Here is a 22,843-nt window from a genome sequence, read left to right on the forward strand (position 1 = left end):
AATATCTTTTAAATATTAGTTACGGTTAACAATGGAACTACGACACTTGCGTTACTTTGTCACCTTGGCAGAAGAACTACACTTTGGAAAAGCAGCGGAAAAATTACACATTGCCCAACCTCCTCTTAGCCAACAGATTCGTCAACTAGAGGTGGAATTGGGCTTTGAATTGTTTCATCGCACAAAACGAAGTGTGCAGTTAACAGAAGCGGGGCAAGTATTTTTAGGTGAAGTGCAGCAACTTCTGAGGCAATTGCAGCAAGCAATCCAAATTGGGCGACAAACTAGTCGGGGTGAGATGGGACAGTTGGTAGTTGGTTTCGTCAGTACAGCAGCATATAATATTTTGCCAATTATTTTAAAAGTTTTTCGCAGCCGTGTTCCTGGTGTAAGCCTAGAGTTACATGAACTGACTACAGATCAGCAGCTAGAGTGGCTGCGGGAAGGACGCTTAGACGTAGGATTTATCCGTCCGCCTGTTGAAGACAATACATTTAGCTGGGAGACAATTTTTCAAGAGTCGTTGATGGTAGCGCTTCCTGAAACACATTTGCTAGGAAATCAATCTGATGTAAGTTTGCGATCGCTAGCTAATGAACCGTTTATTTTATTTCCCAGGAGATTAGCACCCGGACTCTATGATTTAATTATCAGTCTTTGCCAGCAAGCAGGTTTTAGCCCCAGTGTTACTCAAGAAGCGATCCAGATGCAAACGATTGTTAGTTTAGTTGCTGGGGAAATGGGGGTGGCGATCGTGCCAGAATCTTTGCAAAACCTGCAACGGACTGGGGTGGTTTATAAAACTGTGCAAGAAACAACTCCAAAAGCTGCAATTGTCATGATTTGGCGAAGCAACGATGTATCCCCAACTGTGCAGCGGTTTCTAGAGATAGTTAGACAAAGCATAATTTGCTAAACTCTGAACCAGAGTCAGGAGCAAGTCTGATGTTTCAAGCTTTGCCAAAAACAGTTACTTTTGAAGAATTCCTAAATTGGAAACCAGATGGCGGACGCTATGAATTACATGATGGGGTAATTGTTGAAATGCAGCCAGTAGGGGATCATGAAGAGATTAATGGTTTTTTAGCTGGTGAAATAACTTTAGAGTTCAAACGATTAAAACTTCCTTACTTCATACCCAAGCAAGCACTGGTCAAGATTCCTAACAGAGAGTCTGGTTACTCGCCTGATGTAATAGTAATAAATCAAAAGAATCTTTCATCTGAACCGATGTGGAAAAAGTCCTCAACGGTAACTCAAGCTGCATCTGTTCCCTTAGTTGTTGAAGTCGTTAGCAGTAATTGGAAAGATGATTATGCACACAAGCTTGTTGACTACGAAACTTTCGGCGTTTCTGAATACTGGATTATTGATTATTTAGCTTTGGGTGGTAGAAGGTATATAGGTAATCCCAAACAACCGACTATTTCCGTTTACTATTTGGTGGATGGTGAGTATCAAGTTAACCTGTTTCGAGGTACTGACTCCATCTTATCGCCTACATTTCCAGAATTGAATTTGACTGCTGAACAGATTTTTCAAGCTGGACGTTCAGAAAATGAGTTATGACCGCAGTGCAGATACTCCCATAGGGCCACGAGTTACACCTAGCTGATTTTGCAGCTTTAACTCTCGCCAAAGTTGGGAACCCTTAATCTCTCCTTGCAGTAATTGAGTATAGCTTTGTATAGTTTTGGTCACTTCATCTGGTGTCTCATTCACAAATTCGATGCGGAAGTGGCGCAATCCCAAATGAATTAAACGCTGTACGTACTCAGCTGCTGTTTGGGCAGTGCCATTAAATACAGTATTGCGACAACCTGCATCTGCCTTGAGGACGTGTTCACTACCCACGCGATCGCGCAATTTAACTTCCTGCTTTTCACAAGGTCGTCCACAGTTATTGTAGTCCGTTCCCTCAGAGAGAAAAGCGCAAAAGACACAATGCTCCATGTGGAACATCGGTATATGTTGGTGGATTGTCACCTCAAACCACTGGGGTGGACAACTGGTAAGCAGGTCTTCGAGTTGGGTAATATTCAGGTCGTAGGATGCGGTTAAGCGTTCTAAACCAAAATGCTGCTGAAAGTAGTCTGCTGTTAAAGGGTTGGCAACGTTGAGCGAGAAATCTCCGATACAGCGGTCTTGGGCAAAAAATTGTAGGTGGTCATAATTGCGAACTATATAGCCATCTGCCTCACAAGCACGCACTTGTTGCAAAATCCAGTTTTCCCCTGGTTTGGCAATTCGCGGTGGTGCAACCCAGATAGTGGGGAATGTTGAGTGCTGAGTGGTGAGTGCTGAGTTAGGAAGTAGTGATTTGTCCTTTTGTCCCCTTGTCCTTACTTCACGTACCATTTGCACAGCTTCCCGATAAAAGCGGGGGTCTTCAAATTCACAGTAAAGTGTCTCAATTCCCGCCTGAAGTGCAGCTTGCAGTTGCTTCAGATTTCGTACTAGGACGATGAGGGAGGGAGAGATGGGAGGTGGCGAACTGGAGGAAGGTAACAAGTCTTTTAAAGAGACATGAGAACTCAATTGCCAGCGTTTAGGTTGACTACGTAATTCTTCCAATTGTGCTACGATTTCCCGGCGCATCCGGTTCAACTCACTCACAGGTAGTATCAGCCCAGCGCTGAGGTGATTGGTTAGCCTTCCCAAACAGAAGGGTGTATTACCAAGACGACCCAACTGTTCTTGTAAACGTTCTGTGGTTAGGGGTTTAGTGTGCGCTTCCACCAGTAATATTGTAGAGTCCACCTGGACGACATGACCTTGTTCATCACGAGCGATCGCAGTTAGTGGCTGATCGGCTTCTCCATAAATCTCTAAATCAATGGGACGCTGAAATTGGGGATTATCTCCAGCAAAACTCTGACGCAGTTGCTTATCAAGTTCTGGATCGCTGGTTTTCCAAACGCGATCGCCTACATGCACTCGGCGGAAGTTCAAGCCACTTCGCCCAAAACTCAGCAGTGCCTCCTTACCTTTTTGCAAGACTGCATAAACTCGACCACCTTCTTCTTTAGCCTCTGGATGCCCACAGTCAAATACTACGCCATCACCTGGTTTAACTGGTGCTTCTAGCTTAATTGCCACCTGTTCATTACTAATGCGGCTGACTTCTCCCAGGTAAACTCCACGCTTTTTGCCAAAACGGGCATGAACCAATTCCTGATTGTTAATTCCGCGAAACCAACCCGTGTATATACCGCGAGAAAATGCCATTTCTAAGTTGTAGTGATCCTCAGAAAATTCTGGGTGTTTTGTCACCTTCCCCGTATCTCCGTGTCCCCGCGTCCCCGCGTCTTTTTCCAATTCCCCCATCACCCGATCCAAGGCTTCTCGATAAACACGGGTGACATTAGCAACATACTCTGGTGTTTTCAGGCGACCTTCAATCTTCAAAGAAGTTACTCCTGACTTCACCAAATCGGGCAGAACTTCTAATCCTGCTAAGTCTTGGGGACTGAGTAGATATTTGCGTTCCCCCAAATTCACAACTTCCCCATCAGCGATTAACTCGTAAGGCATCCGGCAAGCTTGGGCACATTCGCCTCGGTTGGCAGAACGTCCGCCTAAAGCTTCACTTGTCAAACACTGACCAGAATAAGCCACACATAAAGCACCATGAACAAAAACTTCTAAAGGTAGCGAAGTATTTTGTTGGGCAATTTGCTGTTGGATTTTATTGATTTCCTTGAGTGAACATTCACGGGCAAGCACCACCAATTGACAGCCAACAGACTTAGCAAATTCCACCCCAGCCGCACTAGTAACAGTCATCTGAGTGGAAGCATGGATAGGAAAATCAGGAGAAAGATGACGGATAAGACGACATATACCCACATCTTGAACAATTACCGCATCCACACCTGCGGCAATAATTGATCGCAGATATTGCTCTGCCTGTGCTAATTCTTTGGGAAATATGAGTGTATTGAGAGTGACATAGCCCTTCACACCACGCAGATGTAAAAATGCCATTAACTGGGGTAAGTCCGCCTCAGTAAAATTTTGTGCCCGCATTCGCGCATTAAACTTATCCAAGCCAAAGTAAATCGCATCTGCCCCATTTTCTACAGCAGCTTTGGCACATTCCCAATTGCCTGCTGGTGCGAGTAGTTCAGGACGTTGCAGGGTGAGTGAAGTGGGTTGAGGGGTGTGGGAGCGATCGCTTTTCATCAGCTTTGGGGAGGTTTAACTAGCACCATAGTGATCTTATCTAAGTTAGTGGGTGATTGTGGGTGAAGGGACACAAGGGAGGCGATCGCTATTTTCCATTTGAGGATAATAATTAGACATACTTATAAAAGTATTTGTGTGTACATTGTCCGTCGCAATTAGCTATGCTGTAAATAAAGACTCAGCTAAAAGCGAGAATTAACTATGTCAGAAGCATCATCTGCAAAAGATTGCCGCATCGATTTACGAGTTACCCAAGAACAAAAAGAAATATTAGAACGTGCTGCAAGTCTTAAAGGAATTTCTTTGAGTGCTTATACACTTGTTCATGTTTTGCCTGCTGCTAAACAAGACATAGATGCTCATGAAAGGTTAATACTAACTAATCGTGACAGAGATTTGTTCATGTCAGTAATGGAAAATCCGCCCGAGTTGAAGGGAAAACTCAAATCTGCTATTCACAAATACAGAGATAAGTATGGCAAGTGATAGCGAGGCGAGATGGGATTTTGTGCCAATTGATAAGAAATATCAAAGAGATACTTTTGATTGTGGTTATTCAATATTAAATGATTATCTCAAAAAATATGCACGGCAAAATCATAATAAAGGAATCGCTAAAACATTTGTAGCAGTTCCTGCATCAGGCAGCTTAAAAATTGATGGTTATTATACCGTCAGCGCCAGCATTATTGAGTACAAATCATTACCAGAATCTTATCAACAAAGGATGCCTGCCTATCCAATTCCAGCAATGCTGATTGGGAGATTAGCTGTGAATAATTCCGTTAAAGGACAAGGTTTAGGAGGTGAATTACTAGCTGATGCCCTCTACCGTGCTGTTCGTGCTTCTCAAGAAATTGGGATATATGCTGTGAGAGTTGATGCTATCGATTTGAAAGCAAAGGAATTTTATTTAAAGTATGAATTTATTTCTTTTCAAGACAATGAGCTTTCACTATTTCTGCCAATGGCAACCATAATTCGAGGGTTTAGTTAATTGAATGGTAAATTTTAAAGTTTAGGATAGTAAGAGCGATCGCTTTTTATCAGCTTTGGGAAGGTTTAACTAGCGCCATAGCGATCTTATCGAATTTAGTGGGTGATTGTGGGTGAGGGGAGGCGATCGCTATTCTTCACTATTAAATACATCTTGGGATTATAAATCATATAAATTCTTAAACCAGGCTACGAATGTCTGTGCTTTTGGATGGCGTGGATTCAGAATTTCTTCCTTAATAGCGTTATGCAGTTGTCTTCCTGGTGGTTTTTGCCACGCTAACCATGTATAAATGTAAGCTTTATCAATATGAGAATCTATAAATAGTGCCCCTCTATTTTTTGCTTCTGCTACAACTTCCTGAGCATATTGCCAGAGAGGTTCGTTATAATCTCGAATCATATAAGCTAAAAAAGTCTCTAACATACCTCGCATGAGGTTATCTGGCATAATCCAGACCCCAAACTTAATTCCATTAGTGGTGAGGAGCAGTCCTGTTTCTGGTATTTGCTCAGGAATGTCAGCAATACTTGGTAAACAAGCATTTCTAATACTTCTCCAGCGTGCATCTGGATCTTCGTCTGCATCTACCATCAAACCCAGATGTGTTAACCCTGCTGCTTTCAATCGAGCTGATATCCTATAAGCATTAATAAATCCATCGCTACCATAGTTTTCAATATCGACAGGATGTTTATCTTTTTCCCAGACAATTCCATTAGCTTCCATGAGATATGGTATTACCCGCTTGTCTTGTTCACCCTCCACAATAAGTTGTTTGCTTCTATAACTGCTTGTCATTACTAACGTACCTCAATGTTTTCTTCAGCAGCAATGACAATTTCAGGTTCAATAAAAACTACACTTGTGTTTTTACCTCTTTCAATTCTGTGAATTCTAATACCATCTTCAGTTGCATCTTCCTGCTCTGCAATACTAGCTAAACTAGTCCAGCAGTCACTATTATGAGTAGTTGCGAAAACTTGTACATTTAATCTTTTAGCTGTTTCCCAAATTAGCTTCCACATATCAGACATAGCGGTAAAATGGAGTCCGGTATCAATCTCATCAACAAATAAGTATCCATCTTTAGCACACACTGTAGCTAGTGCAAGTCCTAAAATCCGCCAAATACCATCACCCATACTGCCAATTGGTACACGCTGATTACTATCAGAAAGAAGTACAAAAAAACCGCCCCGCGAATCTAAGGCATACCTAGACTTTCGAGAACTCACTGGAGCAATCCGTTGAATTTTAGAGTCTATTCTATTAAGTGCCTGCTCTACAAGTTTTTCTTCAGGCGTTAGTACTATCTGATCAAATAGTTCAATCATCTTCTCAGTTCCTAGAGAAGATGATGTTATAAATTGTATTTTTGGTGCTGGATTTTTAGGATCTCTACGTAATTGGCGAGTATAATCCTCTATAGGAAGTCCGCCATTAGCTGATAGCGGTAGTCTCCAAGGCTTTTCTTCTCGCCCATAATTCCACTGAATACTGAAATCTAGTTCCCTTAATGCATCTGGGACTTCATCATATTGAAACTCAGACGATGAGCTAAGTGGCTCTTTTGAAGAAATTTTGCGTACTTCTATTGATACAACAAGCTCCTCTTTAATATTGCCGTTAGTACCTGTTATTGAAAATTTGCTCCCCAGTTCAATCTCGTGACCATAAAAAAGGTGACGAACATCAAGGTCTTGAGCTTGAGCTAACCTTAACCTACGTTCACTACGCTCATCATCAAAAAAATATTCACTTCGGTTAGTCATTGTTTGACGTAGTGGATCAAGATTATTCCGTGAGCATAAAAGTTGAATAGCTTCCAGTATTGATGTTTTACCGATATTATTTTTACCAACAAGTAGGTTAACTCTACCAAGCTGCCGAAGCTCGAAAGATTGGAAACTACGGAAATTCTCTATTTTTATCGTCTTCAACATAATTTTGCTAGCCGGAGACAACAAAGAGTTAATAACTGGTATTAGTATAAGCAGTCTTAACACCTCTCACTTTAGCAAAGGGGCGGATCACCTTTGTCAGTTGAGACAAATTAAGCGATCGCTCAATTTTATAGGCAACAATCATTATGGTGATTTAAATTGAGGGTAGATGCCCAAGAAAATCAGAGAGTTAAAAGCAATGTTGCTGAAGGCTGGGTTTGTCTACCGTCCTGCTAAAGGTAGTCATTCCTTCTGGACTCATCCGTTGATACCCAATGAGCCAGTCACCATTGCTGGAAAAGATGGAGACGATGCACCGCGATACTTATAAAAGCAAATTAATCGTGTTTTGAAGCAACTAGGGGAAATAGAGGAAGAAGAATGAACTATCGCTACAGTATGGTTATCCAATGGTCAGATGAAGATAACTGCTATTTGGTACATTTACCTGAATTTCCTTGGCAACAATTTCACACTCACGGCAAAACTTATGAGGAAGCTGCCAAACATGGACAAGAGGTGATTGAGTCTTTGGTTGAATGGTATCACGAACAAGGAAAGCCTTTGCCAGAGCCGATTGCTTTTCCTCAAAAACCCTTAAAAGTAGCGTAAATTTTTTATTTGTTTGGGGGAACTCAGTCTTTTGTACAAGGTACGCGATCGCTCCTCCAACTTCATCCCTCTGCATCAACGTTTTTTCCTTCTGATTCAACAAGCTCAAACTGCACCTTGTTGTATAAATCTTGCAACGAAATCTCAAAAGCTACAGTTACAAGTGCGATCGCTTCATCTTCTTCATCGTATTCACGTAGCGCCCATTGTTTCTTACCAGTTTTAGAATATTGCTCTACATGAATCCGGGTTTGGTCAATTAATAAATATTCTTGGAAAGTGGGGATTGTCCGATATGCTTGAAATTTATCCTCGCGATCATAGGCTTTAGTAGATTTAGACAATACCTCAATAATTACCTGTGGATTCAGAATTATATCTGTACGGTTGTTAAAAAATTCTGGTTCACCTGCTACAAGGGTAACATCTGGATAAGTATAGATACGCTTTTGCGGTATCCATAGCCGGATATCGCTGTTAAATACCTCATATTCTTGTTGTCTGAATGCAAAGTTCAACACAGCATAGAAGTTACCTGCAATTCGGTTATGATTTATTGTGCCACCAGCCATTGGAATTATTTGCCCATCAATATATTCACTTTTGTAGTCAGCAGCTTCCTCTAGCTCTAAATATTCCTTTGGGGTGTAATGTAATTGTTGTGTTACTTGCATAGTTTTTGTGGGGAAGTGATGTCTAAAGAAAGACAAGATGCAAAGCGTCTACGCACTCAAGGGACTTAACCCATATTTACCGAACAGTGTAGCGTGTTCGTTGGATAAAGCAGGCGATCGCCTTCTGCATTCATTACCTGAATTTTAATTTTGAATTGTTTAACCCCACAATCTTCTACCTGCTTTGCCATTTAATCTTTCGTGGCTATCTTCCAGTAAAGCTGGAATATCTAAATTTTCTGGACATCGGGGTAAACAGTCACCACATTCTGTACAGCGGTTGGCTTTCATTCCTGGAAACCAGTGACCGGCATTTTCAAACATCCCGTAGCGATATTTGCCATAGTCTGTCATATCGTATGCTACAGCTAGATTTCGCAGCCGCAGCACCTCTGGAATATTGATATTTTCTGGACAGGGTAAACAAGCATAACACTGGCTGCACTTCTGTGTTCCCAAGGCCACTTGCTGTTGATTTTCTAAACGCTGGAAAGCTGCAATTTCTTCTGACGTGAGTTGATCGATACTGTCAGCAACTCGCAAGGGTTCAATTAATTCCTCTGGGTTGGCTGGCCCTACACTCAGGGTAGTAATGCGGGAGTCGCTAAGTAAAAATCTATAGTTTAATTCCAATGATGAAAATGGACGACAGATGTCTTTCAAGGTTTGGGGCGGTGTGTAGAGACGACCTCCCTTATCAGCAGGGGAGATAATGAAAACGCCCATGTCCTTTTCCGCAGCTAGTTGAATTGCTGGTGCATTGCGTTGGAATAAATAGTAATAATGCAGATTGACAAATTCAAATAAATCTGTGTCAATAGCCGCCAGAATTACTTCTAACGATCCGTGGGTGGAGAAACCAACATGACGCACTCGACCATCTGCGATCGCTTCCTGCACAGCTGGCATATAATCGGCTTGCACCCACTCCAGATGTTCCCAAGTGTTCAAGCCATGAATTCCCAGACAATCAAGATAATCTAAATGTAATCGTTCTAGAGATTCATCAATATGACGACGCATGAGGTCAGCATCAGCTGTGGGTGAAATTTTGGTAGTGATGTGAAGTTGAGAACGAGGTACTGACAACCCAACTTTAAGCGCTTTCCCAAAATATTCTTCACTTTTGCCATAACCTCTGGCAGTTTCTATATGATTAATTCCTAGCGCCAAGGCTTTATTGATAGTGTGATAAGCACTTTCGGCATCAGCCAGATAGCGCATTGTTCCCAAGGAAAAAACAGAAAGGCGCAGATTCGTTTTGCCAAAGCGTCGATATTGCATAAATTAGAGTCTAAGTTCTGAGTACAGACACAATTAATTGCATCTATACAAAGAGCGAAAATTGAAGAAGAAAGAATAAAGGAACTGAATGCTTTTCTTGATTCTTTCTTCTTAATTTTGTATTGTTTATTTTGTTGATTTTTTTTTGTTTAGCACTCCAGCAATTTTTTAACTTTCGCTATTGCCGAAGCGCTTAATTAAATCCTCAGGACGGAGATTAGAAATAAATTCGCGGAAGGCTTGTTGTTCTGCTTCATCGGCGTCGCGATCCACAGGAATAGAAGCATCAGCTATTACTTCTTCCATGACCCAGATAGGAGTATTGGTACGAAGAGCAATGGCGATCGCATCACTAGGACGCGCATCAATTTCTTTTGTAACTTCACCTTGTTGAACAATTAAGGCTGCATAAAAGGTATCCTTTTGTAGGGAATGAATAATTACCCGATCCAGAGTCAAGTTCCATGTCTCTAGAATATTTACCATAAGGTCATGGGTTAAAGGTCGTGGAGGCTTCTGACTCTCCAGCGCTCCCGCAATTGCCCTAGCCTGTTCTTGTCCGATATAAATTGGCAAAGCACGACGATCTGAAGCATCTTTTAAAAGTACAATCGGGCTACGGGTTATGGCATCTAATGCTATGCCAGCGACTCTCATTTCAATCATTGGCTAAGCCTCTACACTCCTTGGAGTACTTGGGTAATAAGTAACAAATAACACCCTTGACGGGTTAATTTAGTGACAAAAATAAACATAGGCATTTGTTCTCTATAATTGCTTCTATTAAACTCCGAACTTGATGTGAACACCAGAGTAAGTCAAAGTGGTCTACTTAGACAATATACTTCTTACCCAAGTATGCCTTGTTAATGATGCTAATGTGTTAATATCCCTATCTCGAATAACGTCAGAAATTATACTTAGATTTCTCTACAATTATTGAGATATTTACCAGTGAATTTTAGGCAAAATTAGGCAATAAATAGAGTTAGTTTGGCAAAAAAGCTGTGTTTACAGGATTAATCCAGGCTTTAGGAATGATGAAACCCCTAGGGGGGGATTCTTGGCAAATTACTTGTGAAGGTCAGTCATCTCAATTAATTATGCAGGATCTGGCTTATGGGGACAGTATTGCAGTTGATGGCGTTTGTTTAACCGTAGAAAAAGTTTTAAAAGATGGTTTTATCGCCACAGCATCACCAGAAACGCTGCGCCGCACAACGCTGGGAGGTGAAGAAACGCCACAGAGATATGTCAACCTCGAAGCGTCGCTGCGGGTAGGAAGCAAAATCGGCGGACATTTTGTCATGGGTCATGTAGACGGCATAGGGAGAATGCTAGCGGCAGAACAAACGGCTAATTCTTGGGAATTGACGTTTACGGCATCTGAGGCGATCGCGCGGTACATTGTCCCCAAAGGTAGCATTGCTGTGAATGGCATTAGTCTCACAGTAGCCGTATATGAGCCAGAACTCTCCCAGTTCAAAGTAGCGGTAATTCCCCTCACCTACGCCGAAACAAATCTCCGTTATTTGGTTCCTGGCAGTTTGGTGAATTTAGAAGGAGATATTCTCGGCAAATATGTAGAAAAATTGCTTTATTCTGGCAAAGTAAATTCCAAAACTGATGATTCCAGTTCTGTTGACATTACACCGGGATTTTTAGCAGAACATGGATATTTGTAATTAGAGGTTGGGGATTGGGTATCGGAGATTAGGTATTAGGTACTGGGTGTTAGGTAACCAGTCCCCAGTCCCCAGTCACCAATCCCGATTCCCCAGCCTTAACTACCTGGTTTCTGAGCTACCTGAGCTGTCTGCAAAGACTGAACCAACTGACTAAGGGCAGTATCTAATGTAACGCCTGGGTCAGTTGCAACCCAGCCATTGGGTGTCAGGTGGCGAACTTCAAAGTGCAGGTGGGGGCCTGTGGAGTTACCTGTGCTACCAACCCGCCCAATCATAGTTCCTGGTTCTACCCACTGACCGGGCTGAACAAAGATTTCTGACATGTGACCGTAGAGAGTTTGTTGAGCAGAACTGTGGTTAATGACAACGGCTAAACCATAGCCACCGAGCCAGTTAGCAGTTTCTACTTGACCTTTAGCGGCTGCTAGAATTGGCGTGCCCATAGGCGCACCTATGTCTGTACCAGCATGGAAACGACGACCGCCTGTGATGGGATGAGTTCGCCAGCCAAACAAAGAAGTTATCGGGGAGGGGATAGAAAGCGGAAACATCATTCCCTGACCACTATAAGCAACTCTCCCGGTATATGGTATTTGCGGTAATGCTGACGCTATTGGGAAGTCATAAGACACAGTGCTAGGGCGTGGTGCGACATTACCATCTGCCATTGGTGCAGGTAAAGCGCCGCCACTCGGTGCAATCGGAGTTGCGCTTACTTTGGTGGTTGAGAAATCACCGGGGTTGGGGATAAAACGATTAGGGCGAGTACTCTTGGTAACACCACTAGAAGCGATCGCTGTCCCACCCCATCTATTATTGGCTACACTGTTAGGAGCAACGCGGGGATTACGCCATCCATTGGTAGTTGCTAGCGGTCGAACTACAGGAACAGTTGCTAATTTAGAATTTTGGCTTCTTTTGAGCCAACTCGGTTTACCATCAGCTACACGCTGATTGCCTTGTGATGGTTTAGCACAAAGACTACCTGATACACCCCCAGCAGGCAAAGTTGCTCGACAACCGCTGGAACGTTCTGTAATCACCACAGAATCGGGCGCTATATAGGTTGTACCACCAGCTTTGTAATCAGTGGGGTCAATATAGGCGTTATTGTAATCCTTAGTTTTCCCGGCGGTTTCACTAACACTATTGTTGGAGTTGTTAGACGGTTGAGCAACTACTGGTAGTTTCTCAGTTAAGGAAGGCGAAGAATTGGAAGTGGCTACTTCTGGTTTAGGTTTTTCTTCTCTTATTTTTACAGGGACAACCCGCGAAGTTTCTATCTGAGGTGTTGAGCGCTTAATAGCAGCAGGCTCAGAAATTTGAATTTTCGGTTGAGACTGTCTTACTGGTTGTGTTGATTGGGATACTTCCCTATTTAATTTCTTTTTAAGTCTAGTTCGCCGTTGAGAAAATTCCGGTTGCGGTCGAGCTACATCTGGCGTAGCAGTATATTTTTTAATTGGATTTATTGCAGGTGTTGGCTGGGAATTTTCAATAGTAGGAACAATGTTGTCTATAGATGTTTCCGTTTGAGCTAACACCAAACCACCGCTTAGGAGGCTAAAGCTACTAAGCCAACAGAGGCTTTGTGCTGGTAGCGTGGAAGCAAAGCGTTTTGTTGTCAGTCCTTGTAAACGATTATGGGCAGAGTTATGGGGCTGCGTCATTTGTTCTCTCAGTTGTGAGTAATTAGCCTAAAGAGATGATGCTAGTGGTTTGTCTTGCCCAAAGAGCGAAATTTTGAACAAACCTAAAAATTAAACAGAAGATTTTTGATAACCCAAACTGATTGTACCGGGTTCAACGTAAATTTCTGGTGTGATTAGTCCCTTTGTATCATACGCTTCTAAATTCACTCGTAAATTGCCTTGAGGAGTGACGCCGATTACAGTGCCTGCAAGATTATTAACGTGTACCTGGTCACCGATGTTTATCAATAATTCTAAATAACGAGACAAGAGTATGGTTATTCCTTCTTGAAAAAGGCACTCTATACCGGATTCTATTCCGATTAAAACTGTAGAGGTGAGCATTTCCAGACTAGAGATCGGTCTAGAATTCTCAGAAGCTTGCCAAAGTTCCAAATTAATTCCAGTCTCTGGTACTGGGTTTGCCCAGTTAATACCAACACCAATCACAGCTTGTGTAATTTGTCCTTGATTTACTTTGGTTTCTGTTAGAATGCCGCCTAGTTTGCGACCATTTAAAACTAAATCATTCGGCCATTTAATTCCAACGCTGATACCATACTCTCTTAATTGTGCTGCAATTCCCCAAGCACTAGCTAAAGTTAGATGGTAACAGTTAGTAGCCTCTAATTTAGGAGCGATCGCCACCGAAACATATAATCCCCCAATAGGAGAACTCCATTGGCGACCCCATTGCCCGCGTCCAGCAGTTTGTTGGGTGGCGATTACTACACATCCTTGTTCAGCACCCTGTGCAAGTAACTCCCAAAGAGTTTGATTAGTCGAGGCTACGCTATCAAAAACGTGAAGAGAGAAAGGTAAATATCTATACTTACGCCCTGTTTTGAGGGCTGTTTCCAAGAGTTGTAGATCAAATCCCACGCAGTTACCCCAAATCCCGTTGTTCAAGTTAGCATTAATTGGCTGATTTTGATTTTTTGTTAGGTTTGGTTCACGATGCACACTTGGCACTGGCGTAATTGGGACGGATTGCCCTACCTGACTTGTAGTCTCCTAGAACCTTGGCATCACGGCTTCTTTACCCAGCCGTTTTGGCCTCGTTCGCCGAAAGAGTTAACAAAGGTGCTACACCCGGAAGCATCAGTTTATCGCTTGAAACAGGTTCATGGCAATACTGTTCTGACTCCACAAGAAATTGACAGCAGGTTAAGCACAGGTCACGATGATGTTGAGGGAGAAGGTGATTCCGCCCTAGCATTGGCTGATGGTTTAGTTAGCGAGCAGCCTTTGCAAGCAGTATGGGTTGCTAGCGCTGATTGTACACCTGTACTAATTGGGGATATGAAAACTGGACAGGTAGCAGCACTCCATGCAGGGTGGCGGGGTACTGCGAAAAAAATTGTTCCCCAGGCGATCGCCCGACTCAAAGCACAAGGTAGCAAACTGGAAGATTTACGAATTGCTCTAGGGCCTGCGATCGCAGGTGAAGTTTACCAAGTCTCTGTGGAGGTAGCTGCTGAAATCGGGGCTAGTATTATACCACATGAAGACGAAAAAAAGATTGTCAATGCATTGCATGAGCTACCCAACTCACCCTTGCTAGAAGACCCCAACCCAGGCAAAGTTAGGCTAGATGTACGGCGGGTAAATGCTTTACAGTTAGAAAACCTAGGGATTAGTGCCGAACAAGTTGCGATCGCTCCTTATTGTACTTACCAAACTCCAGAGCATTTCTTTTCTTACCGTCGGGAAAAAGAGAAAAAAGTGCAGTGGTCAGGGATTGTCAGCAGCAAAAAGAGTCACTAGCATGTTATCTATATCCTCATTACAGGATAGTTAGGATGCTCAGGATTCGGGATAAGTCGCTGATTCCTACAGTCCACCAGTAAATCCAGCGTCTCAAGCACCGTTTGCCCAATCAGGACTATATCGCCTGTAACCAATGTTGCTTCGGTAGTTTCCCGTCCCGCCAATTCAATAATCACAGGTTCAGTCACGCCTATTGATTCTTCACTACCATTGGCATATTGAGCAATCTGCTGTCCTCGAATTCTCAAACCAAGTTGCTGCACAATAGACATAGGTAGTACAGTACGTACTGCCCCAGTGTCGATCAATGCTTCGGTTTCATACACCCGTAGCATATTTGGATTGAGCATTCCTCTACTTACAAGCGCTTCATCAATAGCATTGGTAAGTTTGACTTTGACTCGAACTGCACCCATAAATTGATTGCTGACTGGATTAGCACGATTGAGATTTGCCATAATCTTTTATCCTTCGCGCTCTTTGCGTCCTTTGCGATTCGTAATTAGCAATTATTTAGGCTGTTAACGCTTCACTTAATAACTCACGGTGCATCAAAGCTCGATCTACCAAAGATTGTATTTGCTCAGATGATAGGGGATCGCCATTGGCGTAATGCTCCATCCAAGTTGTACTAATTACATTAGGGTCATCTGGTAAACTTGCCAAATCCCATCCAGGCATAGCCAAATCTTCCATCAGGCGATTTACCTTGGGATCATAACTAAGAGCAAAACAGCGACATCCTTCAGCCGCTGCCATAATCAAGCTGTGCAGACGCATCCCAATTGTCATTTCCACACCGCGATACACACCTTTTAAAAGTTGCGGATCTTCCAGACACATTATTTGGCTAACATCTTTTAACTGGGGATGAATTGCTTCGGCAATGCTTAAATCTTCACTTTTCTGAAATGGCAGCAATAGAATAAAAGTTTGCGTAGCTTTTTGGAAATCTACCAAGGCGCGAGTTAAATTTGCCAAGCGTGTTTCTGTAAGTTGGGGATGCGATCGCAAAGTTACAGCAACTCTAGGCGCAGGTAAATTCCAAAGTCCGGGGACTGGTTTAGCTTCTAACGCCCAAACCGGATCAGGCGCAAGGATATAAGGAATTTGCCAATCAGATAATAAAGCAGCACTAGCGCGATCGCGTACACTAACTTTGGTACAATGTCCGAAGGAGTGTTGTGCCAACCAACGAGTTTGGGGACGCTTCAACGGCCCAATACCCTGCGCCCAAGCAACAGTTTTCAAACCCATTTTCTGTGCCAAGGTCATCAGTCCGCCATAATAAAACGGGCTAATGCTACTCGTAACATCTTGGATTAAACTTCCACCGCCCCAGATAAAAGCATCACAAGAACGCAAAGCTTGCAGCACAGCTGTAAAAGCCATGCGATTGCAGGTTTCCGCACCATAGCGATCGCGGGTTTCCTCTGGATTACCAGAAAGAACCACAGGCGTTACATGAGGTGGTAACATTTGCAAAAGCGTTGCTAACAAAGCTTCGTCGCCACCATTACCTTTTCCGTAATACCCAGATAATAACGCCCGCATTGGTTTCATTTTGGAGTTTGGATTTTAGCTTATCAAGTTTTTTCGCAAATGATTGCGGCGATCGCTGGCATAATGCCCAGAAAATCAGAATTTTCTTGTGGGAAGATGAAGTAGTGGGGAGACCACGGGACAAATGACAACAGAGTAACTGACTATTAATTATGCACGCCCTTTCGATTCCCACCTGGATTATTCACGTTTCTAGTGTCATTGAGTGGATTGCCGCCATTTGGTTAATTTGGACTTACGGCGAACTCACAGGTAATCGGACTTGGTGGGGATTATCCTTCGCCATGTTACCAGCTTTGGTCAGCGCTATGTGTGCTTGCACCTGGCACTATTTCGATAATCCCGAATCTTTAGAATGGCTGGTAACACTTCAAGCTACCATGACCTTAGTTGGTAATTTTACCCTTTGGGCAGCTGCGGTGTGGATTTGGCGTTCCACCAAGTCTGCGAATACAGCCATGAATACTACTGAGCCAAAACCTATTAAATCAAAGTGATGATATCTAAAGAGGCCCTGTTTGCCCTTTCACTGTTTCCTTATTTGGGTTTCTTGTGGTTTATCAGCCGCAGCAAGCAAATGCCACGTCTGGCACTGTATGGATTTTACGGCACTCTAGTGTTTGTCGGTGTCACCATTCCAGCCGGGATTTATGCCAAAGTGCATTATGGAGAGTCTTTGGCAAATGTCGATTGGCTACACGGTGGTGCGGAAGTTTTTTTGACGCTTTCTAACATTTTGATTGTGCTGGGTTTCTGGCAAGCTGTGAAGCAATTAAAAATGAAGGCTTAAACAGAGAAAGCCCAGATATAGCTAGCTTTGTGATTGCATTGAGGATGAGGTGAATGGACGTAATTCCAGCGATTGATTTACTAGAAGGCCGCTGCGTGCGACTTTATCAAGGAGACTACGAGCGATCGCAAGTTTTTAGCGAGAACCCTGCTGATGTTGCTAAACAGTGGGTCGATCAGGGTGCTTCTAAGTTACACGTAGTTGACCTTGATGGTGCAAAAACAGGTAAAGTTGTAAACTTAGAGGCAATTGAAGCGATCGCCCAAGCAGTATCAGTTCCCATCCAAGTAGGCGGGGGATTGCGCGATCGTACTAGTGTGCAGCAATTATTTAATATAGGAGTACAACGGGCAATTATTGGAACCATTGCCGTAGAACAACCCCAGCTAGTACAACAACTCTGTCAAGAATTTCCCGGACAGATTATTATTGGCATTGATGCCCGTAACGGATTAGTAGCGACTCGCGGTTGGTTAGAAACCTCCGAAGTTTTAGCAACCCAATTAGCTGTACAAATGCAAGAATTGGGAGCAGCAGCCATAATTTATACCGATATTCACCGTGATGGCACTCTTACAGGCCCGAATTTAGAGGCTTTACGAGAACTTACTGCGGCAATTTCCATACCAGTAATTGCTTCTGGGGGAGTGAGTTCTGTTACTGATTTGTTGAGCCTGTTAGCTTTGGAACCACAAGGTGTAACTGGTGTAATTGTTGGACGTGCCTTGTATACTGGTGATATTGCCCTTAAAGAAGCATTACGTGCGATCGGGCCTGGGCGTATTCAAGATATTCCACCCAATCTAGATTTTTCTACCTTTGGCTAATATTGCCTCCCCTATCTGAAAATATTACAAACTCATTACGGAACAAGGGGAACGTATAAATGTCAAGGGGCGGGGGACAATAGCAGCTACTATATATATGTTGTTCCCTCTCCATCCTTTTACCGGAAATTAGGATTGTCTTCGAGTCAACAGATATATTAGACTACACCTCGATTATTTTTTCTATTTTCCGGATTCATAATTTATACACTTGTAGTTCAACTTGTAGAGAGTTAACAACCATTGATTGTGTTACTATAGCTCGTCGAAATCCTCCAACAAGGGCAAGCCAGCAAAAACTGAACCTGGTGCGTTCAGGTTCTAAAGTAACAATAAAATAAAAATAAACCAGGGCATAAAACACTCAACAAAATAAAATAAGTTAGTGTTTGTTAAACTGCTGATAATTTAATTGTTCAAATTTTTAAATTTTTAAAATATAGGGTTTTCTCTTTTCTAGAGGCGTAAAAATTATAACGTCTCTATTTTTTTATATTCGTATTTTTAGCTATGGCTTTTTCAATTAAATAGAATACAGCCGATTTCCACTATCATAAAAAATTTATCTACCTGATTTTGCATCCATAAACGCGTAGCGATGAGACAGCGCAAGATTTCTTCTATCCAGGCGGCTGCTTTAAGCGTAAGGGTTTCCGCAGGGTATAAAAAATGCTGTAAATTTTTCGCTAGTTTCCGGACTTTGTACTGCACGTATTGTAGATAAAAATATAGATAAATTGAATACAAGGTTTAGTATTATGTCTAGCCAAAAACCAAATCCCCCGCAAGCATCCAACAAAAAAACTACAGAAAATCAAACAAAAGAGCGGAAACAACCTTTGAACAAAGGTATCCCACCTAAAAGAGAGCATTAAGCCTAAATAAAATATGACAAAAATATTATGCTGCTTTGTAGAGACGTAGTAAAATCACGTCTCTACATTATTTTTAGATATAAAACTAACTTATTTATTTTTTACCTGGCTTTTAGCTTGTTCTAAAGCAATTTCTTTGATTGCCTGGTATGGATTCACATTAGCAGTACCTTCAATAGCTTTTTTGATAAATGATTTAAGGGGTAGCAAGCCATACCAAGCCTTACTCAATGCACACATCCGAATAGCCTGAAAATAAAAGTTTTTAGCTCAATGTAAATACTGAAATAGAGAATTAAAAGATACTAAACTATGTTAAAAACAGCCGACATCAATGTTTTTTCTTGTTAAGTAAAGTTTTTGTAACAAATATTATAGAATATTTTTACTAACTAAATAGGTATATTTTAATCTGCTGCTGTCAAGATAGAATTACAGCTATACAAAATCAGGACTTACGCAAAAGTAACGTAATTTTGTGATTGCGACCGTAAGGAAGCAATCGCAAGCCTTGTTTTTGGTTGCGAATGCGTAAGTCTTAAAAATATGAGAAATATAGAGTCGTCAAAAACACTTTTGTCCGCTTGTAGCCACAGTGATTTATAATGTATTGGGTACTGTTATATCGGTTACTTTTTACGAAGTAGCTCTCTACGATAGAAGTGTGAATGCACTGAAGTTAAATAATTAGAGCCAATCATTATTCTTGATGGCGGTACAGCCCCAAAGTTTTGTGATATCAATGTATACCAGTGAATCAACCAAGTTTTCCGCCAAAGCAGACTTAGGACAAATAAGTCGCATTTTAGTAGTGGAAGATGAAGAACTCATCCGAGAAATGCTAGTTGTAGCATTGGAGGAAGAAGGCTATAACGTGGTAACTGCCCCTGATGGGCGATCGGCTGTAGAATATCTTAAAAGTGCTGAACCCAACTCAGGGGAACTTGCCTTTGATTTGGTAATCCTTGATTTGATGTTGCCTCAAATCAATGGGCTAGATATTTGCCGCTTACTACGTCATCAAGGCAACCCCGTACCAATTTTGATGCTTAGTGCTAAAGGTAGTGAAACTGACCGTGTTCTAGGGTTAGAAGTGGGAGCAGATGACTACCTAACAAAACCCTTTAGTATGCGTGAGTTAGTGGCTCGTTGCCGTGCTTTACTCCGTCGCCAACGTTTAAGCACTTTGCCCCAGCTACCGATATTAAAATATAAAGATGTTACCTTGAATCCCCAAGAGTGTCGCGTGCTGGTTCGCGGTCAAGAGGTGAGTCTGTCGCCGAAAGAGTTCCGCCTTCTAGAATTATTTATGAGTTACGCTCGCCGGGTATGGTCACGGGAGCAATTGCTGGATCAGGTTTGGGGGCCAGATTTTGTTGGAGATAGCAAGACTGTAGATGTTCACATCCGCTGGTTACGCGAAAAATTAGAACAAGACCCTAGTCATCCAGAATACATTGTGACTGTACGAGGTTTTGGCTATCGATTTGGTTAATTGCTTCGGATAGTTGTTAGTTTTTAGTTGTTATAAAGCAACTAATGACTTAAATGCTCATATTGGGATTTTGTCTGGGTTTAGCGGTAGGCATTGGGTTTTGGATTTGGCAACAGGTTCAACTGAACCGCTACCTGGGGCGAGTACTTAAGCCTTTAAATTCTCACTCTTCCAAGGTGGCGCTGCTAATGATTCCTCGCTTGCGCCGGGAAATTGCTATGGTGAAGCAGCAGCGGCAAGATTTGCAGCAGTCCTTGGAAACTTACCAAGAATTGCTGGATTTTGCACCGCTGGGATATTTGCAGGTGGATGAAGAAAATCAGTTGCTGTGGTGTAATCAGCAGGCAAGAGAAATATTGTATCTGGAACGGTGGCAACCAGGGCAAGTGCGCTTGTTACTGGAGTTAGTGCGCTCTTATGAACTTGACCGTTTAATTGAGCAAACTCGTGATTGCCAACAACCACGAGTCAAAGAGTGGGTGTTTCACCCTTCTTGTGAGAATGCGGCGGCAATGTTAGAGGTAAAGCCTCTGGCTCTACGGGCGTCTAGCTTTCCATTACCTAAAGGCCAAGTGGGAGTGTTTTTAGAAAATCGCCAACCGCTGCTGGATATGAATCAAGTAAGAGATCGTTCTTTTTCCGATCTAGCTCATGAACTCAGAACACCACTGACTTCGATTCGTCTAGTTGGGGAAACTTTACAAAACCGTTTAGAACCACCTTTAAATCGTTGGGTTGACCGCCTCATGCAGGAAGTCGATCGGCTGATTAACTTGGTACAAGGCTGGTTAGATTTGACTCAAATGGAAACCAACCCAACCATGCAATTGCATTTTGAAACTGTAGAAGTGCGATCGCTGATCACATGCGTGTGGGAAACTTTAGAACCACTGGCACAACGGCAACATCTAAATCTTCACTATTCTGGAGCAGAAAATCTCTTTATTAAAGTAGATCGTTCGCGCATATATCAAGTTTTTTTAAACTTACTGGATAACAGCATTAAATACAGCCCTCCTTGTACAACTATTCAAGTTCAAGCAAAAATCTTATCGGTCAAAAATAATCACAAGAGCAATCTCGCTTCATCTTATCTGGAAATCAATATTATTGATTCTGGAGTTGGTTTTTCGGAAGCAGATTTGCCACATGTTTTTGAGCGATTTTACCGGGGAGATAAAGCACGAACTCGTTACCCAGTACAAGAAGGTAATTCAACAACCGCAGTTGTTGGCAGTGGATTGGGTTTGGCAATTGTCCGGCAAATTATTCTTGCCCATGGTGGTTCAATCAAAGCTATGAACCATCCAGAAAGTGGTGGTGCTTGGATACAAGTTCAACTCCCTGGAATGATGGCAAACACTTCAAGCCAAGATTATAGTTAAAAAAATATCTTCACGTTTAAGATTACAAGTGTGAAAGCTGTCCTTTATAGTCCCAGTTCTGATGGATCTCATCTGGCACGTGCCATTAGGCGCTTAGAGCGGGATGTACTACGCATGGGAGCTTTGGTCGAACAATCATTTCGTCTCAGCCACCAAGCGTTATTTGCCCGCAATTTAACAGCAGCAGAGGAACTTCCCCGATTAGATAAAAAAATTGATCGTTTTTACAGGCAAATAGAGTCAGACTGTACCGCAATTATGACGCTGCAAGCACCTACGCCGCAAGATTTGCGCTGTTTGAGCGCTTTTATGCAGCTAGTGCGGGATTTGGAGCGAATTGGGGATTACGCTGAAGATTTAGCTGACATTGCCATTAAAATCTTTCCTTATCCGCCTCATGCCTCTTTACCAGAAATTGCAGTTATGTCCCATCATGCTCAGGCTATGCTAGCAACTAGCTTAGTAGCTTTAGCAGATTTGGATGAAGCAAGTGGACGAAGTATTAAGCATCTGGATGATGCTGTAGACAATGCCTATGAGCGTCTTTATCAGACTTTAGCTTTCCAAAAGGATGTTCCAGGTGTGGTCGAGCCAATTGTTCTGTTGGCACTGGCAATCCGTTACCTGGAACGCATGGCAGATCATGCTACTAATATTGGCCAAAGAGTGGCGTATATCGTTACTGGTCAACGATCCTAATTATGGCTTGGGAACCAGAAAAATCAGGGATTGGCAATCATCTTATTTGCCAGTCCCCATCTTATTTGTGCTTTACCTAATTATGTAATAATAAATACTTTACATTAAGTATTTATTGCTCGTCTATGACCTGAATGAATAAAAATCAAAGGTAACATTTAAACTTCAGACAGAATTGGGGTTAGAGCTTTATTCCTCTATTTTTTGGTAAAAAACAAGTCTATATACTACTAAAGTCTTAAGTATTTAAAAATTAGTAATCTAACATACATTTCACTAAAAGCTTACCTGTTCTTAAACTTTGACCATTAAAGTAAACGAAGACAGTATAAAAATCGTCTTCTACTTTACTTATTTAC

General features: G+C 42.2%; 25 protein-coding genes. 14 read left to right on the forward strand and 11 right to left on the reverse strand.

Annotated elements, in window-relative coordinates; all coding sequences use genetic code 11:
- Positions 1-31: 31 nt before the first annotated feature.
- Both AC5JL8_RS15080 and AC5JL8_RS15085 read left to right on the forward strand, forming a co-directional pair.
- Positions 32-916: a LysR family transcriptional regulator gene (locus tag AC5JL8_RS15080; protein ID WP_495880598.1), complete on the forward strand. Its 885-nt coding sequence runs from the start codon at positions 32-34 to the stop codon at positions 914-916.
- A gap of 29 nt (positions 917-945) precedes the next feature.
- A complete protein-coding gene (locus AC5JL8_RS15085; protein WP_495880599.1) occupies positions 946-1,569 on the forward strand; it encodes a Uma2 family endonuclease in 624 nt (207 codons plus the stop codon).
- On the opposite strand, the gene AC5JL8_RS15090 is transcribed toward AC5JL8_RS15085, so the two are convergent.
- Positions 1,564-4,185, reverse strand: a complete 2,622-nt coding sequence (locus tag AC5JL8_RS15090) for a U32 family peptidase (protein ID WP_495880600.1) — start codon at positions 4,183-4,185, stop codon at positions 1,564-1,566. The two genes, AC5JL8_RS15085 and AC5JL8_RS15090, sit on opposite strands and share 6 nt — an antisense overlap.
- Positions 4,186-4,389: 204 nt before the next feature.
- Here AC5JL8_RS15090 and AC5JL8_RS15095 point away from each other — a divergent pair, with 204 nt between their 5' ends.
- Both AC5JL8_RS15095 and AC5JL8_RS15100 read left to right on the forward strand, forming a co-directional pair.
- On the forward strand, positions 4,390-4,674 hold the full coding sequence (locus tag AC5JL8_RS15095; protein ID WP_495880601.1) for a type II toxin-antitoxin system TacA family antitoxin: 285 nt from the start codon (positions 4,390-4,392) through the stop codon (positions 4,672-4,674).
- Positions 4,664-5,185: a GNAT family N-acetyltransferase gene (locus AC5JL8_RS15100; protein WP_495880602.1), complete on the forward strand. Its 522-nt coding sequence runs from the start codon at positions 4,664-4,666 to the stop codon at positions 5,183-5,185. The genes AC5JL8_RS15095 and AC5JL8_RS15100 overlap by 11 nt, the downstream gene beginning before the upstream one ends.
- A gap of 159 nt (positions 5,186-5,344) precedes the next feature.
- Here AC5JL8_RS15100 and AC5JL8_RS15105 read toward each other — a convergent pair whose 3' ends face one another.
- Together AC5JL8_RS15105 and AC5JL8_RS15110 are read right to left on the reverse strand one after the other, a co-directional pair.
- Positions 5,345-5,986 carry a DUF3226 domain-containing protein gene (locus AC5JL8_RS15105; RefSeq protein WP_495880603.1) on the reverse strand — a complete coding sequence of 214 codons (642 nt, stop codon included), beginning with the start codon at positions 5,984-5,986 and terminating at the stop codon, positions 5,345-5,347.
- 2 nt (positions 5,987-5,988) lie between these two features.
- On the reverse strand, positions 5,989-7,131 hold the full coding sequence (locus tag AC5JL8_RS15110; protein ID WP_495880604.1) for an AAA family ATPase: 1,143 nt from the start codon (positions 7,129-7,131) through the stop codon (positions 5,989-5,991).
- A 169-nt stretch (positions 7,132-7,300) separates the two neighbouring features.
- Here AC5JL8_RS15110 and AC5JL8_RS15115 point away from each other — a divergent pair, with 169 nt between their 5' ends.
- Positions 7,301-7,462 (forward strand): type II toxin-antitoxin system HicA family toxin, encoded by a 162-nt coding sequence (locus AC5JL8_RS15115; RefSeq protein WP_495880605.1) that lies wholly within the window; start codon positions 7,301-7,303, stop codon positions 7,460-7,462.
- 50 nt (positions 7,463-7,512) lie between these two features.
- Positions 7,513-7,743, forward strand: a complete 231-nt coding sequence (locus AC5JL8_RS15120; RefSeq protein WP_495880606.1) for a type II toxin-antitoxin system HicB family antitoxin — start codon at positions 7,513-7,515, stop codon at positions 7,741-7,743.
- A gap of 62 nt (positions 7,744-7,805) precedes the next feature.
- Here AC5JL8_RS15120 and AC5JL8_RS15125 read toward each other — a convergent pair whose 3' ends face one another.
- From AC5JL8_RS15125 to AC5JL8_RS15135, 3 genes are all read right to left on the reverse strand, one after another.
- Complete coding sequence (locus AC5JL8_RS15125) at positions 7,806-8,417, reverse strand: Uma2 family endonuclease (RefSeq protein ID WP_495880607.1); 612 nt, start codon at positions 8,415-8,417, stop codon at positions 7,806-7,808.
- A 159-nt stretch (positions 8,418-8,576) separates the two neighbouring features.
- The gene (locus AC5JL8_RS15130) at positions 8,577-9,701 is read right to left on the reverse strand and encodes an aldo/keto reductase (protein ID WP_495880608.1); all 1,125 of its coding nucleotides are present in this window, start codon (positions 9,699-9,701) and stop codon (positions 8,577-8,579) included.
- Between the two features lie 168 nt (positions 9,702-9,869).
- A complete protein-coding gene (locus tag AC5JL8_RS15135) occupies positions 9,870-10,367 on the reverse strand; it encodes a bifunctional nuclease family protein (protein ID WP_495880609.1) in 498 nt (165 codons plus the stop codon).
- Between the two features lie 341 nt (positions 10,368-10,708).
- On the opposite strand from AC5JL8_RS15135, the gene AC5JL8_RS15140 reads away from it, so the two are divergent.
- Complete coding sequence (locus tag AC5JL8_RS15140; RefSeq protein ID WP_495880610.1) at positions 10,709-11,386, forward strand: riboflavin synthase; 678 nt, start codon at positions 10,709-10,711, stop codon at positions 11,384-11,386.
- 98 nt (positions 11,387-11,484) lie between these two features.
- Here AC5JL8_RS15140 and AC5JL8_RS15145 read toward each other — a convergent pair whose 3' ends face one another.
- Together AC5JL8_RS15145 and AC5JL8_RS15150 are read right to left on the reverse strand one after the other, a co-directional pair.
- Positions 11,485-13,059: a M23 family metallopeptidase gene (locus AC5JL8_RS15145; protein ID WP_495880611.1), complete on the reverse strand. Its 1,575-nt coding sequence runs from the start codon at positions 13,057-13,059 to the stop codon at positions 11,485-11,487.
- A 90-nt stretch (positions 13,060-13,149) separates the two neighbouring features.
- On the reverse strand, positions 13,150-13,962 hold the full coding sequence (locus AC5JL8_RS15150; protein ID WP_495880679.1) for a biotin--[acetyl-CoA-carboxylase] ligase: 813 nt from the start codon (positions 13,960-13,962) through the stop codon (positions 13,150-13,152).
- 75 nt (positions 13,963-14,037) lie between these two features.
- Between AC5JL8_RS15150 and pgeF the strand changes: the two genes are divergently transcribed.
- Positions 14,038-14,847 (forward strand): peptidoglycan editing factor PgeF, encoded by an 810-nt coding sequence (pgeF, locus tag AC5JL8_RS15155; RefSeq protein WP_495880612.1) that lies wholly within the window; start codon positions 14,038-14,040, stop codon positions 14,845-14,847.
- An 8-nt stretch (positions 14,848-14,855) separates the two neighbouring features.
- On the opposite strand, the gene AC5JL8_RS15160 is transcribed toward pgeF, so the two are convergent.
- Together AC5JL8_RS15160 and csaB are read right to left on the reverse strand one after the other, a co-directional pair.
- A complete protein-coding gene (locus AC5JL8_RS15160; RefSeq protein WP_495880613.1) occupies positions 14,856-15,308 on the reverse strand; it encodes a retroviral-like aspartic protease family protein in 453 nt (150 codons plus the stop codon).
- Between the two features lie 55 nt (positions 15,309-15,363).
- Positions 15,364-16,404: a polysaccharide pyruvyl transferase CsaB gene (gene csaB, locus AC5JL8_RS15165; protein WP_495880680.1), complete on the reverse strand. Its 1,041-nt coding sequence runs from the start codon at positions 16,402-16,404 to the stop codon at positions 15,364-15,366.
- 161 nt (positions 16,405-16,565) lie between these two features.
- On the opposite strand from csaB, the gene AC5JL8_RS15170 reads away from it, so the two are divergent.
- From AC5JL8_RS15170 to hisA, 3 genes are read left to right on the forward strand one after another with little or no spacing between them, the layout of a single operon-like run.
- The gene (locus tag AC5JL8_RS15170) at positions 16,566-16,910 is read left to right on the forward strand and encodes a DUF2499 domain-containing protein (RefSeq protein WP_495880614.1); all 345 of its coding nucleotides are present in this window, start codon (positions 16,566-16,568) and stop codon (positions 16,908-16,910) included.
- Positions 16,910-17,203, forward strand: a complete 294-nt coding sequence (locus AC5JL8_RS15175) for a DUF3593 domain-containing protein (protein ID WP_495880615.1) — start codon at positions 16,910-16,912, stop codon at positions 17,201-17,203. Before AC5JL8_RS15170 ends, AC5JL8_RS15175 begins: the two co-directional genes overlap by 1 nt.
- A 53-nt stretch (positions 17,204-17,256) precedes the next feature.
- Positions 17,257-18,030, forward strand: a complete 774-nt coding sequence (hisA, locus tag AC5JL8_RS15180) for a 1-(5-phosphoribosyl)-5-[(5-phosphoribosylamino)methylideneamino]imidazole-4-carboxamide isomerase (protein WP_495880616.1) — start codon at positions 17,257-17,259, stop codon at positions 18,028-18,030.
- Positions 18,031-18,995: 965 nt separating this feature from the next.
- On the opposite strand, the gene AC5JL8_RS15185 is transcribed toward hisA, so the two are convergent.
- Positions 18,996-19,145 (reverse strand): hypothetical protein, encoded by a 150-nt coding sequence (locus AC5JL8_RS15185; protein WP_495880689.1) that lies wholly within the window; start codon positions 19,143-19,145, stop codon positions 18,996-18,998.
- Between the two features lie 502 nt (positions 19,146-19,647).
- On the opposite strand from AC5JL8_RS15185, the gene AC5JL8_RS15190 reads away from it, so the two are divergent.
- Genes AC5JL8_RS15190 through phoU form a run of 3 tightly spaced genes read left to right on the forward strand, consistent with a single transcriptional unit; the run spans position 19,648 to position 22,484 of the window.
- Positions 19,648-20,400 (forward strand): winged helix-turn-helix domain-containing protein, encoded by a 753-nt coding sequence (locus AC5JL8_RS15190; RefSeq protein ID WP_495880617.1) that lies wholly within the window; start codon positions 19,648-19,650, stop codon positions 20,398-20,400.
- A 53-nt stretch (positions 20,401-20,453) separates the two neighbouring features.
- Positions 20,454-21,785, forward strand: a complete 1,332-nt coding sequence (locus AC5JL8_RS15195; RefSeq protein WP_495880618.1) for a sensor histidine kinase — start codon at positions 20,454-20,456, stop codon at positions 21,783-21,785.
- Positions 21,786-21,815: 30 nt separating this feature from the next.
- Positions 21,816-22,484, forward strand: a complete 669-nt coding sequence (gene phoU / locus AC5JL8_RS15200; RefSeq protein ID WP_495880619.1) for a phosphate signaling complex protein PhoU — start codon at positions 21,816-21,818, stop codon at positions 22,482-22,484.
- The last annotated feature ends 359 nt before the right edge of the window (positions 22,485-22,843 follow it).

Source organism: Mojavia sp., from assembly GCF_059505145.1.